Annotated in this window: 15 protein-coding genes; 9 read left to right on the top strand and 6 right to left on the bottom strand. The window is 66.0% G+C overall.

Going from position 1 to position 11,900, the window contains the following annotated elements; all coding sequences use genetic code 11:
- On the bottom strand, positions 1–964 hold a 964-nt coding region (locus CKO28_RS24330; protein ID WP_200343488.1), incomplete at its 3' end, for an ABC transporter substrate-binding protein.
- Positions 965–1,284: 320 nt separating this feature from the next.
- On the opposite strand from CKO28_RS24330, the gene CKO28_RS24325 reads away from it, so the two are divergent.
- Complete coding sequence (locus tag CKO28_RS24325; protein ID WP_200343487.1) at positions 1,285–1,422, top strand: hypothetical protein; 138 nt, start codon at positions 1,285–1,287, stop codon at positions 1,420–1,422.
- 66 nt (positions 1,423–1,488) lie between these two features.
- A complete protein-coding gene (locus tag CKO28_RS24320) occupies positions 1,489–1,698 on the top strand; it encodes a hypothetical protein (protein WP_200343486.1) in 210 nt (69 codons plus the stop codon).
- A 1,029-nt stretch (positions 1,699–2,727) separates the two neighbouring features.
- On the opposite strand, the gene CKO28_RS24315 is transcribed toward CKO28_RS24320, so the two are convergent.
- Positions 2,728–3,219: a hypothetical protein gene (locus CKO28_RS24315; protein WP_200343485.1), complete on the bottom strand. Its 492-nt coding sequence runs from the start codon at positions 3,217–3,219 to the stop codon at positions 2,728–2,730.
- 240 nt (positions 3,220–3,459) lie between these two features.
- Between CKO28_RS24315 and CKO28_RS28685 the strand changes: the two genes are divergently transcribed.
- The 4 genes from CKO28_RS28685 to CKO28_RS24295 all read left to right on the top strand — a co-directional run bounded on the left by CKO28_RS28685 (position 3,460) and on the right by CKO28_RS24295 (position 6,198).
- Positions 3,460–3,831: a BufA1 family periplasmic bufferin-type metallophore gene (locus tag CKO28_RS28685; RefSeq protein WP_242480794.1), complete on the top strand. Its 372-nt coding sequence runs from the start codon at positions 3,460–3,462 to the stop codon at positions 3,829–3,831.
- A 174-nt stretch (positions 3,832–4,005) separates the two neighbouring features.
- Entirely contained in the window at positions 4,006–4,857 is an 852-nt protein-coding gene (gene bufB / locus CKO28_RS24305; protein WP_200343484.1) for an MNIO family bufferin maturase, read from the top strand.
- Entirely contained in the window at positions 4,844–5,620 is a 777-nt protein-coding gene (locus CKO28_RS24300; protein ID WP_200343483.1) for an HvfC/BufC N-terminal domain-containing protein, read from the top strand. Before bufB ends, CKO28_RS24300 begins: the two co-directional genes overlap by 14 nt.
- A gap of 47 nt (positions 5,621–5,667) precedes the next feature.
- Complete coding sequence (locus tag CKO28_RS24295; protein ID WP_200343482.1) at positions 5,668–6,198, top strand: DoxX family protein; 531 nt, start codon at positions 5,668–5,670, stop codon at positions 6,196–6,198.
- Between the two features lie 14 nt (positions 6,199–6,212).
- Here the strand turns inward: CKO28_RS24295 and CKO28_RS24290 are convergent, their stop codons facing one another.
- Both CKO28_RS24290 and CKO28_RS24285 read right to left on the bottom strand, forming a co-directional pair.
- Positions 6,213–6,530: a hypothetical protein gene (locus CKO28_RS24290; RefSeq protein ID WP_200343481.1), complete on the bottom strand. Its 318-nt coding sequence runs from the start codon at positions 6,528–6,530 to the stop codon at positions 6,213–6,215.
- Between the two features lie 57 nt (positions 6,531–6,587).
- A complete protein-coding gene (locus tag CKO28_RS24285) occupies positions 6,588–7,199 on the bottom strand; it encodes a phasin family protein (RefSeq protein WP_200343480.1) in 612 nt (203 codons plus the stop codon).
- Positions 7,200–7,832: 633 nt separating this feature from the next.
- On the opposite strand from CKO28_RS24285, the gene CKO28_RS24280 reads away from it, so the two are divergent.
- Positions 7,833–8,135: a hypothetical protein gene (locus CKO28_RS24280; RefSeq protein WP_200343479.1), complete on the top strand. Its 303-nt coding sequence runs from the start codon at positions 7,833–7,835 to the stop codon at positions 8,133–8,135.
- A gap of 212 nt (positions 8,136–8,347) precedes the next feature.
- Here the strand turns inward: CKO28_RS24280 and CKO28_RS24275 are convergent, their stop codons facing one another.
- Both CKO28_RS24275 and CKO28_RS24270 read right to left on the bottom strand, forming a co-directional pair.
- Positions 8,348–8,992 (bottom strand): DUF1684 domain-containing protein, encoded by a 645-nt coding sequence (locus CKO28_RS24275; protein ID WP_200343478.1) that lies wholly within the window; start codon positions 8,990–8,992, stop codon positions 8,348–8,350.
- A gap of 1 nt (position 8,993) precedes the next feature.
- The gene (locus CKO28_RS24270) at positions 8,994–9,623 is read right to left on the bottom strand and encodes a carboxymuconolactone decarboxylase family protein (RefSeq protein WP_200343477.1); all 630 of its coding nucleotides are present in this window, start codon (positions 9,621–9,623) and stop codon (positions 8,994–8,996) included.
- 93 nt (positions 9,624–9,716) lie between these two features.
- Here CKO28_RS24270 and CKO28_RS24265 point away from each other — a divergent pair, with 93 nt between their 5' ends.
- Positions 9,717–10,721: an ATP-binding protein gene (locus CKO28_RS24265; RefSeq protein ID WP_200343476.1), complete on the top strand. Its 1,005-nt coding sequence runs from the start codon at positions 9,717–9,719 to the stop codon at positions 10,719–10,721.
- A gap of 204 nt (positions 10,722–10,925) precedes the next feature.
- Positions 10,926–11,405, top strand: a complete 480-nt coding sequence (locus tag CKO28_RS24260) for a DUF992 domain-containing protein (protein ID WP_200343475.1) — start codon at positions 10,926–10,928, stop codon at positions 11,403–11,405.
- The last annotated feature ends 495 nt before the right edge of the window (positions 11,406–11,900 follow it).

The following is an 11,900-nucleotide window of genomic DNA, read 5'->3' as shown; positions in this document are numbered from 1 at the left end:
TGCCGCCGATTTCGTTGAGGTCGGGGCTAGAGACGGACCGGAACATTGTTTCGATCACTCCGCGCAGTGATGTTGGCTCGCGCGCCACTAGACGCGCGTAGGGAATTGACGCGGCCAGGACCGATTGCGCAACGCCCAGCGTTTCGTGTGCGGTTGCTGCCGCTGCGGACGGGTACGCGCGGATCTCCTCGACGCTTTCCCGCAGTGCGAGTTGAAGCGGTCGTATCGCCTGAGGTTTTTCCCTGTATATGTCGTCGGTGACACCCAGGCCGGCGATCGGTAAAAGTGCCGGTCCCCCGGTCATGTCGCCCCACGCTTCCGTGAGGTCGATCACGCGTTGCACGTTCGTGCCCGTTTCACGTCCCCGCGCCATGGCGGCGCTGGCGGCCGGCTCGAGCACCATGGCGGCATCGACCCGACCCGCTAGGAGGCGCTCCACAGCGGCGGCCGGTGTAGCGACATAAGAGATCTCCGCATCACGAGATTCGATACCATGGTGACGAAGAAGCCGCGTGAACACGATTTCCGGGGCTTCACCGGGTAACGGGACAGCCAGTCTCCGCCCGGCGAGGTCGGGGATCGACGCGATGGCCGGGTCTGCCGAGATCACGTACAGAAGCCCTTCCGTCATGATGTTGGCCAGCCGGATGGGAGTTCCCTCGTTATACAGCCGAGCGGCCAGAGTGGCCGGCACCAGCGAGGCGACCATCCGACCTGACCTGAGGCCCACCCGCAACGCGTCGAAGCCATTCCACGACCTGAAGGTCGGCGTCTCCGCGACACGCTCAAGGCCTCCGGAGGCGACAGCATTGACAAGCGTAACCGACGGGGTTGCCGGCGGGCCCCAGAGTTTCAGCGTCTTCAGCGGGACGGCATGTGCGGCGTGCGGACGCGCCGCGAGGGAAGCCGCGGCACCTCCAAGGACCGTGTGTGTGAGAAAGGTGCGACGGTTGGTAACCGGCATAGGCCGTCTCTTCGGCAGGTCGTGTGGCGCAGTCCCGGCACTTGCCGCACCAGGACAATTAGCGCGATCGCAAGCCATGTGTGTGTCGCTCCTGTCCTTGCGCAGCATCATGCTCCGTTTGGCGCCAAGCAAGGGACGTAGCAACACGCTTGTGCCCAGGTCGCTGATATCGCGGGTCTTTGCGGATCGCAAGCGTCCAAGCCTCACAGGAACGCGCGAACGGTCAAGCACGCGTGAGGTGTGATGCCGGGCACATCTGTTCGTGTCGCGATGCGCCACGTTCCACCCTAGGCCAACGACGCAACAGCGGGGAGGTCATCATGACCCGCATCGACACGACCCGGACCCATCGCCCAATCAACAAGCAACGGCGCGCGTACCGCAAGGATCGCGCCGCCGAGGCCATTATTCTGGCCGCGGGTATCGTCTTTGGCGGCCTTCTGGTTAGCGCCGAGTAAACCTACGGGGCCGGTCCGGAGGGCCTGCAACTCGCTGCGGCGCCCACCGCGAACATGTCGCCTACGATGTCAGCGAGCACCGGCGGCCTGGACCTCAGCATGCCGGAGTCCGCGCCGGCTGTATCGGAAACCGCGTCCACCCCAACCTACGATCCCGACGACCGTGCAGCCACGATGCAGTTGGACGACCAGACCGAGCTGCACGGCGTGCATCGCCTGGAGATCGACCTGTACGCCGACGACATGCGGCCGCGGGCCGGAACACCGCTACGCTGAACAAGGCCGCATCGCTCGATAAATGAAGGTTGAGCCGCGCGCCAATCCCTCTCGCGTCCCGACAGACCTTCCTCCTCTTGTCTGTCCGCGCGTGCGGCTCGGAGGTCCTGGCGCTCTCCCCCGGCGCCGGGACCGCTTCTATTGGGCTTGTGCAGGCACCTCCGGCGCCATCGACGTGATGGCGTCTGCCACGCCGACCATGGGCCGGCCGCTCCCCGAGCCTCTTGCGCGTTGCACCCGCCTACCCACACCGTGGTCGCGTTGCCTCCCTTTTCCGGCGCTCCAAGAGACGCTGCCACGGGACCGCGACGCTTCAGTGGTTTAGCGCGAGCCCCGCCGGCGGCGACGTCGCAGCGTCTTCATGTTGGGCAGGCAGCACCATCAAGTGAGGCCGCCACGCTTTTCCGGATCCCGAAATCCAGACGGTTATCTCCTCGACTGAAGGGCCTGTGACAGCAGACGATATCTTGGGACAAGCCTAGTCGCCGGTGATGACCCGAACCGATCGACACGACCTGAGTGCCGCTGCCCCGAACGTGCGTGGTAGGCGCGGCCAGCGCTTTCAGGCGAAATTTCCACGGAATCGACATGACGTACTGGCAGTTGGGCCGGCAATCTGGCTGCGCACACCAACTGGCCGAGATCGTCGATGCCGTCGAGCGCGCGGCAAAGCCCGACGCGGACTTCCATTCCGAGCGTCAAGCGTTGCGGCACGCCGGTGCGGCGACTGAAGCCTTGCACGGCCGGGGACCCTCGCCAGTTGCGCCTCAGAGATGCCCAAGCGGTTGAACTGGCATGATGTTTCGGGACCGAAGCGGCCTTGTTGTTCGCCCGACATTGTTGGGTGTGTTGTCCCCCAATTTATGCCGCGAGCGCTCGTTAGACGGAGGTGAGGACACGCGCCAAGGCTGCGTACTCTATCTGGCAGCGACGAGCTCTCGTGGCGGGCGCACCAATTTATGGTCCTCCGAGGGGCACGTCTCGAATGGCGCCTCCATCTACTCGAGCCATGGCTGCGCCTCGTTTGGTTCAAGAGGATGCTTTACTGAGACGCGCGGGGCGCGCGTCTTCGCCCGCGCCGCGGCCGCTTCTGCGGAAGATCAGCCGGGAGGTGGCCCAAAGGATCGCGCCGAACAGCAGGTGTGGGCCCAGCGCGCCAAGGGCCACGCTGGACTTGACCGTGGCCCCGGCGACGCCCCACCCGATGATCGGGAAGAAACTAACCATGGAAATGAACCACAGGCCCAGGCTCCACGCCGCGATCGCCCAAAGTGCGGGACGCGGCTTCACCGCCACCAGGAAGCCGCCGCTAACGAGGGTCACGTAGGCGAGGTGGAACAGGAACCCGACCGTCTCAGGGACTGGGCCCAACAGTGTCTCGGCGAAAGCCTGGCTCGGCGGTTCGGGCATCGGAATGAGTTCGAGCCAGAACAGCGGCAGGATCGCCAGCGCCGTCGCGAGCCCGGTGATCAGCCCGACCAGCGTAGCCTGTAGCAGGCCTCTGACATCGTTGAGTGGCATCGGAGCACTCCGTCTACAACAAGTTCGATCATAACAGGTCGCTGGGCTAACGGCCCTCGGGCGCTCCCGTCACGCGCGCAGTTGTGAACGTTGGTGATCGCGGCCGGCGGCTCGGCCGAAGAGGTCGTAAGCGCCACCTCACGAGACGTTCATGGGTCGTGACTGTCACCGCCCAACCAAAGCGGCTACACAGAAGTTGAAGCTTTGATCATCGGTAATGCCAATAAGGAGGACCTGGAAATGGTGAAGTCTACGCAAGTCGCTTCCGCCTTGGCCGTGGGCGCGGCCATGGCGCTCGGTGCGGGCGGCGCGGCCGAGGCCGGCCCGAACAAGCAACTCTCCCTGTCCGAGGCCGCGCCGGCCAAGGCGGAGAATAGGTTCCAGGCGTGGATGGACGGCGAGCGCATCCGCGACAAGCAGAAGTGCTACGGTGTCGCGCTCGCCGGCGAGAACGATTGCGCGGCTGGCTCCGGCACGTCCTGCGCCGGCACCTCCACGGTGGACTTCCAGGGCAACGCATGGACGATGGTGCCCAAGGGGACCTGCGAGTACATCCAGACCCCGGCCGGCAAGGCTGCGACCGAGCAGCTCGAACGCAACAACCCGGCCTGAGCCGCGAGATCGCCCGGGCGGGGTTCGGCATCGCTCGCAGGCGCCGGACCCCGCTGGGCGTGGCTCAGTCAGCCGATCGCGCGAGGGAGGCCCGGAATGACCGTTCGCCACGTTATCGCAGACCGCCGAACCACGGCCGGCGGACCGTCGGCGGGTCTTCCGGCGGCGGCGGGCATGAGCCTGAAACCCGCCTATTACCGCGAGGTGCTCGGTCTCGACGACCGCGATCTCTGGGTCGAGGTGCACCCGGAAAACTATATGGTCGAGGGCGGCCCGCGACTCGCCTGGCTGGAGGCGATCCGGGCGGAGCGCCCGCTCAGCTTCCACGGTGTGGGCGCGTCGCTGGGCGGCGACGAGCCGCTCGACCAGGACCATCTCGCCTGGCTGACGGCGCTAGTCGACCGCTTCCAGCCGGACAGCATCTCGGAACACGCGACCTGGTCCGCCTGCAACGGCCACTACCTGGCCGACCTATTGCCCCTGCCGCGCACCGACGAAGCGCTCGCCATCTTATGCCGCCACGTTGAGCAGTTCCAGGAAGCGATCGGCCGGACCATCTTGCTGGAGAACCCGAGCGTCTACCTTCCGCTCGCGGGCGACATCCCGGAGCCGGAGTTTCTGGCCGAAGCCGCCAAGCGGACCGGCTGCGGCCTGCTGCTCGACGTCAACAACGTCTACGTCAGCGCGCACAACGTCGGCTACGATCCCAAGCGTTACCTCGATGCCTTTGACCTGGACCGGGTCGGCGAAATCCACATCGCCGGCCACGATGCGGACCCGAACCACGGCGATGCCCTTTTGATCGATACGCATGCCGCGCCGGTTCGCATGGGAGTGTGGGAACTGCTGGACTACGTGCTGGAGCGGGCGGGGCCGAAGCCGGTGCTGGTCGAACGGGACGCCGAGCTGCCGGCGTTCGGGACCATGCTGGCGGAATGCCGGGCCGCGGACCGGCGGATCGCCCTGAACCGCGACCGGGCCGACGCCCGCGACGCGCAAGGAGCTGCCCGCCTTGCCCGCGCTTAAAGTCTACCAGGAGGGGATGCGGGCTGTCGTGATCGGCGGCGATCCCGTGCAGCTTGCCGACCACGGCGCGGATCCGGCGGACACATGGCGCGCGGCCGTCTACCGCAACACCTACGCAGCCGGCTGCGCGGAGGCGCTGGGGTCCAGCTTTCCGGCCGTGAGCGCGCTGGTCGGCCGCGACTACTTCCGGGCGCTGGCGCAGGCCTATGTTGGCGAGCACCCGCCCTCGCGCCGGTCACTGGTCGGCTACGGCGCGGCCATGGCGGACTTCCTGCGGAGCTTTCCACCGGTCGCGGAGCTGGCCTACCTGCCGGCCGTGGCGGCCCTCGACCGCGCCTGGCTTGAGGCGCACGTGGCTGCGGACGCCGAGCCGATGACCGCGGAGCACGCGGCCGCGCTTGAGTCGGCTGGCGGGCTGGACTCGGTCGCCGTGGACCTGCATCCGAGCGTCCAGCGGATCGCGCTGAACTGGACCGTCTATCCGCTGTGGAAGGCGCTGCGCGCCGGCGAGACGCCGGGCGAAGAGGCCCTGCAGCTGAGCCGCGCGGAAGATGCGGTGCTAGTCTGGCGGCCGGGCCAAGAGGTCCGGCATCGGCGGCTGAGCGGGGCCGAAGCCGCGTTCCTGGGCGAAACCGACGGCGGCGGCACGCTGGGGGAGGGGGCGGACGCCGCGGCGCGTGCCGACCCGGACGCCGACATCGCCCCGCTGTTCGCCCAGCTGCTGCACGACGGCGTCCTCGTCCAGCCGCCGCAGGCGGCATGAACCCGCGTGCCTTGATCGACCGATTCACCGTCGCGAGGGCTTCGCCAATGACCACCCAGACGACCCCGCCCCCCGGCCGCGGCTTCGTCGCCAGTGTGCGAAGCCTCTACGCCCGTGCCACAGACCTCGCCAGCTGGGCCGAGCCCGTCGGCTTGCTCGCGATGCGGCTGCTCCTCGCCCGCGTGTTCTTGAACTCCGGACTCACCAAGTGGGACGGGCTCAGCGTGTCCAACAGCGCCTACAGCCAGTTCGAGGTGTTCTACGGCAACACCGGGATGTCGTTCTTCTGGATCGACAACCTCGCCCGGATCACGGCGGTCGCGGAGATCGTGCTGCCCGCGCTTCTGGTGCTGGGGCTGTTCGGCCGGGTGGGCGCCTTCGGCCTCCTGACGATGACGTTCGTCATCCAGCTGACGGTGTGCAATCCGGACTATAACGTGTGCCTCACCGGCTGGGACGATTGGTGGAACGTTCACGCCTGGTGGGCGGCGATCGCCCTATATCTCGCGGTCCGCGGCCCGGGCGGGATTTCGCTGGACCGTGTGCTTGGCCTGGAGCGCAGCGCGGGCGCGCGGTAGGGTCGACAACAGGGCTACCGCATTGGGCCGAGGATGTTGTAGGCGATCTGGTTGGACCAGCCGACCCGATTGCGCTTCAGGCTGATGAAAATATTCCGACGCACGTGGCGCAGCATGTTGAATGGCGACTTGCGCAACACGACAAGTTTTACAGGGGCGCTGTCGGCCCGGTTGTGGCCTCTGTCTTCGTCAAGCGAGCGTGTTGTCCCGATCGTGTGCGCGCATGAGAACGAGTACGTGTCCTTTAGCAGGTCGTGTCCGAGGCAATCGGGTTGGCGCCTCAAAAAAGCAGGACCGACATCCCACGCTATCGCGATGGAGATGCCGGCCACCTAGGCTTGTCTAATTTTTGCCACTCGTCGCCGCGGCGGCGCGTGTGGTCGCCTGTGTTAGCTCGCTGTCGTGCTGGACGTCGTCTCTCTCTTACCTTTCGAAGAGCTAGAGCGCGCACTGCTCTGGCGAACCTGACCAGAGCCGTTGGTCGTGCCGGTCGCGGCCTGCCCTGCGCTCTGCAACGCGCTGGTCGCTTGGGCGGTCGCACTCTCGCTTTGCTTAACGAGGGTCTGCATTTTGTCGCGCATCTCGTCTAAGTTTGCGGCCACGCGCTTGTTCAGCAGCTCCAGCGCGTCGTTCTGTGACTTGGCACCCGTCTCGGTCATTTCGCGCGCATGCTTGAGCGCGGTCTCGAAGGCGGACCTGTAGATTTCGGTCTGCTTGGCAACGATCTCCTCATTGGAACTGGCTTGCTGAGCCAGCTGCATTGCCTGAGCGACCTCGTCCATTGCCGTGCAGACGGTTTCGGTCTGCAGGCGGACCATCGCCTGGGCCCCTTCGAGGACCACCCGGTTAGCCTCTGCCAGCGCCTCGATGTTCTTGCGGTGCGCTTCCATCAAATTTTGGTTGTCCAGACCCGGTATCTGGAACTGATCCAAGTAATTGTGCGGATTGAACATTTCGCTTAGGTTCTGATCTATGAACGGGTTACCGGTTTTGTGCGCCATGTTGTCTACCTCCCCGAAAACTATGCAACGCTGTGCGCGAGCACATACTCTCGACGTTGGACGCTGCCGCGAAAGAGATGCTGCTGTCAAAACCGTTTTGTTGCAGTACACACGTTTTTGAATGTTTAGCGCGGCGCGGCTCATGTGATCCCTGTAACTTAGGATAAAAGCAACGCCAGCGACTTCGCATGTAGAGCCGCTTGTCGTTAACGCTGCTCTCGGCGCGCTCAGGCATCAGAGTATGACGCCCGTTTACTGCGCTACCCGCGGTGCTTCTTGACAGTTATCATGAGGCCCGCGCGCGGTCCGAAGCCGCCCGTTAGTATTGTAGAACGAGCGGCCGTCGCACCTTCAACACTGGATGGCGAAACCGACACGGCGTGCTTCGGGGCCTGATTCACAACGGCAATCAAACCATGGCTCCGGCCAGGGCAGCCATATCATCGACATCGATCACGAAGTTTTCCGGCCAACCAAACACCAGCAATCACACTCGCGTTACGTGTGATGGCGAACATATCTGCGAATTAGCCTCTCTCCCATCTTCCAGTGTGAAAGCAAAGCGGAGACGACCCACGAAAAGCGGCCGTTTTCGAGCCAAGACTCTTCAATAGACTGGAGAGAAGAAACGCCATGTTCCGGACCGTCAAAACGACCGCCGCGGTGGCCACCGCCACCGCGCTTATGCTGGGCGCCGGTGCCGCCGCACCCGCGAATGCCGACAGTGCTTGGCCGGATGTCGGCGAACGGGCGGGCAACGCGTGGACACCCGGCGACGGTGAGCCGCGGCCGATGGATCGTTCGTACTTCGCTGATCGGGAGGAGCGCGCCGTCGATCCTGAATCCGCCGAAGCCAAGCGTGATGGCGATGCGGGCGAGGAGGGGTTCTTCGCCACGATCTTGGACGCGATCCAACGAGCCGACGAGAGCGGCTAAGCCAGCGATCCGACCGGGTGGAAAAGCGCTCGAGCGCAAGGAGGTGACGGCATGAGGCGTTGGAAACCCAACTACCGCGAAGAAGCCTACTTCCGAACCACCCACACCAGAAAGGCCGCACGCCGGTGTTTTCGTGCTCGCCGGCCTCCCCCTCACCGGCGGTGAGCGTGCGGCTTCCGGCCCCGGCGCCCGCCCCCTGCGCCGGGGCCGACCTATGTCGGCCTGTGGAAGCTCTGTTCGCCGACGGCAACAGGGTGCTGCAGGTGGTTCTCGGCGGGGGCAAGCGGACAGACCCAACCCGCAGTGGACTGCTCTGGGCCGTTGTAGGCGCACGATGGGTTGTACGCGAAGTTGAAGTCGAGGATCGGCGATCCGGCGTCCGTGCGGCCGAGGTCGGCCCCTTTTATCCCGTCCAGCAGATAGCGACCCCCGCCATAGGTGGCGGAATGCGCATCCGCGAACGGCAGGAAGACGCCGCCGCCGTAGCCGCCGATCCAGTACAGCGTCAGTTCGCCGCCAAGCGCGTCCGCCAGCCCGCGCGTCCGGGCGAAGGGCAGCAGGTTGATGATGCCGTCCTGCCCGATGTCGATCTCGCAGGGCGCGGCGTCCGGGACCGGGTCGAGCTCGGGGGTGAAGCGGAGCGCGGGATCGTAATCGAAGAACGTCAGACCGGTGAACGTCCGCTTCTGGTCCTCCGAAAGCGGCGACTGAGCATGTAACCCCAAGAGTTCGTCGCGTTCGGCCCGCCACATGCGCCAGGCGGCTTGAGGATCGGCGGCAACGCGGACGGCCGCGTAGAGCTCGTTGACGCGCCGACGCCAGTCGGCGAGGGCCAGCGTCATGTGCGGATCCGCCATCTCAGCCACGGACGCCCTCACCGGCGAGCATATCGCTGATGGCCGCGTAGCCCTGACGGGCCACCATGCGCCCGGCGGCGGTCGCGGACGAGGTGGCGTTCTCGATGCCGGTGCCCTCGACCCAGCGGTTCATCAGGTTGAAGAAGCCGCAGATCAGGGCGGCCTGTTCGACGGCCGCTTCCGGCCAGCCGGCCGCGAGCACCGCGTCGACATCCGCGGCTTCGAGGGTATCGGGCGCGGCGTTGAGCTTGTCGACGTAGGCGAGGACCGGCCGGAGCGCGCCGTCCGGGTGGGCGCTCGCGGCAGCGGAAACAGTCGCCTCGAGCGCATCGGCGTCCATGCCCAATTCGAGGGCCGCGATCCGGTGGGAATCCTGGCAGAAACCGCATCCGTTGGCGGCCGACACCCGCGCGGCAATCGCTTCGCGCTGAGCGGGTGTGAACGGACCGTCACCGCGCATGACGGCGTTCGCAAACCGGTGCAAGGGGACGGCGGCAGCTGGATTGGCCTTAAAGGCGTCCATCAGCGTGCCGGACGGCCGGGAGGGGAGGAAGGTCATGACGGGCCCCACGGTTTCGCTGTCTCTCGGGGCGCCAAATCTAGTCAGTCTTCTGTCGACCGGGAAAAGCACGATCGCATCACGGTCCCGTGACGTGGGCGGGTCTCCGGGCTACCTTCACACACGCGTGAGGTGAGCGTGAGCGCTTTGAAGGGGGAGCCGAGCATGCCGCAGGGCGTTTCCGAGCTGAACCGGGACGACAACTTCGCCAAGCTGTTCGAGCGCATGGCGGATGCCGCCGTTCTGATCGATATCGAGACGGGGACGATCCAGGAGGCCAACGCCGCCGCGCGCGGGCTGCTGGGCTACGGACACGCGGATATCGGCCGGGTCCGCGCGCAGGATATCCATCCACACGAGCTTGCGGTGTTGACACAATTCATCGACGACGTGATCCAGCACGGCGACTGGGAGCGCGACGATATGGCCTGCCGGGCGCGCGACGGCGTGTTCGTGCCGGCGCGCGTGCGGGCGACCTACATCGAGGTGTTCGGCCGGCGGTGCGTGCTGAGCGTGATCCACGATCTGCGTACCGACCGGCTCGCGGAGCTCGGGCAGGCGGTCCGGAAGGTGTCCCACGACCTGCGCAACGTGCTCGCCAACGCCGTGATGCTGGCGGAGACGCTGAGTACCCGTGACGATCCGCAGGTGCAACGCCTTGCCCAGGGGGTCCTGACTTCGGTCGACCGCGCGATCGAGATGTGCCGGCGCAGTCTGTCCGTCGGCTCGGCGGCGGAACCGGAGCCGACACCCGAGCCGATTGCGCTCGCCGCGTTGGCCCGGGAGGTGGCCAGCGAGCTGCCGAGCCGCGATATCCGGGTGACCGTCGACGTGCCGGCTGAGGCGACCGCACAGGCCGATCGGCAGCAGGTCCATCGCATCCTGCTCAATCTGCTGCGCAATGCCGCGGATGCCGCTGGTACCAGCCGAATCCGGATCGATGGTGCGGTCCGCGACGACGGCTGGCGCTATCTGGACGTCATCGACGACGGCCCGGGGCTGCCGGCCGGCGCGGAGAACGCGCGGCCTTCGGAACTCGCCCGGCGCAGCGGCGGCACCGGGCTCGGCCTGCAGATCGCCGAGGAGATGGCGACCCTGAACGCCGGTCAGCTGAGTTTGGTCGACACCGGCGCGACCGGCACGCGGTTCCGGGTCTGGCTGCCGGGCTGAGCAAAGTGCGATGCTTCGTGATGGTTAAGACAGGGCACGTCTCAAGGCCGCTTCCGATAAGCAACCTCCAGATCTTCCCTATTCCCTGATCTCGATAAGGCGTGAGCCAGTCGTGATCTGCGCCAAGCTGACCCGTCTGATACCCATGGGAAATCGGCATTGTCCGTTTGCCGGGGTGTCTTGCAAACGACGGGAGCCATGCAGATGCGCAAGATCGAGATGACGTTGGCGGCGACGGTCCTCCTCGCGGCCGCGTCCGTGGCCCAGGCGGATTCCGGTGCTCAAGTTGGGGTCCTGACCTGCAGTACGGCCGGCGGGGGCAGTAACTGGGTGCTCTATTCCGAGACAGACGTCACCTGCCGCTTTGAGACGCCGGACGGGCAGGAAAGCTACACGGGAACCCTGCATCTCGCCGGCCTCGATATGACCTTCGACAGCGATCGGCAGCTGAACTTTGCGGTGCTGGAGGTGGGCACGCAGGTTGCCGTTGGTGACCACGCGCTGGCCGGGGATTACGCCGGTGCCGAAGCCACGGCCGGGATCGGTGTCGAAGGCGGTGCCGCGGTGCTCATGGGCGGCAGTGACGACGGTATCGCTTTGCAGCCCCTGGGGATTTCCAGCGGTACGGGAACCGGTCTCAAAATCGGCGGCAGTTGGCTGGAGTTGGCCCCGGCCGGGGCATAGATCATGGGCGCCGGGCATGGGACAACCGGCACCACATCAACTGGATCGGGCGCCGTCAGCTTTCGTGCGGCTTGGGGATGACGCGTTTTGCCGGCCGCAGCAGGATCGGCGGCTGCGGTTAGTTGATCGCAGTAGCATCAACACGTCGTGAACTGTGATTGCTGGCACAACGTATGCGCGTGGCACGCGCTCACCCTGGGGCCTGTTGAGAAAACAGGTTCACCAGGGACCCTCAGGAGGTGCCGGCCATGCCAAGCTCGATCGTCCCCGCCCGTCCGCTGATCGCCGCCGTGATCCTAGCTGCTGCGAGTTTGCAGGCCCCGCCGGCTGCTGCGACAGCGTTGGATCGTGCGTCAGTGAGCACCGTCGACATCAGCGCCGATCCCACCGCCGGCGAGGCCCGGACACGGACTTATAGCCGGGCGGACCTGCGCAACTTCGTGATCGCCGCGGTGCAGATCGATCGGGTGCTGCGGCGGCAATCGCAGACGCGGC

It is taken from the genome of Rhodovibrio sodomensis (genome assembly GCF_016583645.1).
In the GTDB taxonomy this organism is placed as follows: Bacteria; Pseudomonadota; Alphaproteobacteria; order Kiloniellales; family Rhodovibrionaceae; genus Rhodovibrio; species Rhodovibrio sodomensis.
This window is presented reverse-complemented; position numbering and strand designations above follow the sequence as displayed.

Coding starts and splice junctions, on each gene's coding strand:
- CKO28_RS24325 (WP_200343487.1), top strand. CDS start 1,285: ATGACCCGCATCGACACGACCCGGACCCATCGCCCAATCAACAAGCAA.
- CKO28_RS24320 (WP_200343486.1), top strand. CDS start 1,489: ATGTCAGCGAGCACCGGCGGCCTGGACCTCAGCATGCCGGAGTCCGCG.
- CKO28_RS24315 (WP_200343485.1), bottom strand. CDS start 3,219: ATGCCACTCAACGATGTCAGAGGCCTGCTACAGGCTACGCTGGTCGGG.
- CKO28_RS28685 (WP_242480794.1), top strand. CDS start 3,460: ATGGTGAAGTCTACGCAAGTCGCTTCCGCCTTGGCCGTGGGCGCGGCC.
- bufB (WP_200343484.1), top strand. CDS start 4,006: ATGAGCCTGAAACCCGCCTATTACCGCGAGGTGCTCGGTCTCGACGAC.
- CKO28_RS24295 (WP_200343482.1), top strand. CDS start 5,668: ATGACCACCCAGACGACCCCGCCCCCCGGCCGCGGCTTCGTCGCCAGT.
- CKO28_RS24285 (WP_200343480.1), bottom strand. CDS start 7,199: ATGGCGCACAAAACCGGTAACCCGTTCATAGATCAGAACCTAAGCGAA.
- CKO28_RS24280 (WP_200343479.1), top strand. CDS start 7,833: ATGTTCCGGACCGTCAAAACGACCGCCGCGGTGGCCACCGCCACCGCG.
- CKO28_RS24275 (WP_200343478.1), bottom strand. CDS start 8,992: ATGGCGGATCCGCACATGACGCTGGCCCTCGCCGACTGGCGTCGGCGC.
- CKO28_RS24265 (WP_200343476.1), top strand. CDS start 9,717: ATGCCGCAGGGCGTTTCCGAGCTGAACCGGGACGACAACTTCGCCAAG.
- CKO28_RS24260 (WP_200343475.1), top strand. CDS start 10,926: ATGCGCAAGATCGAGATGACGTTGGCGGCGACGGTCCTCCTCGCGGCC.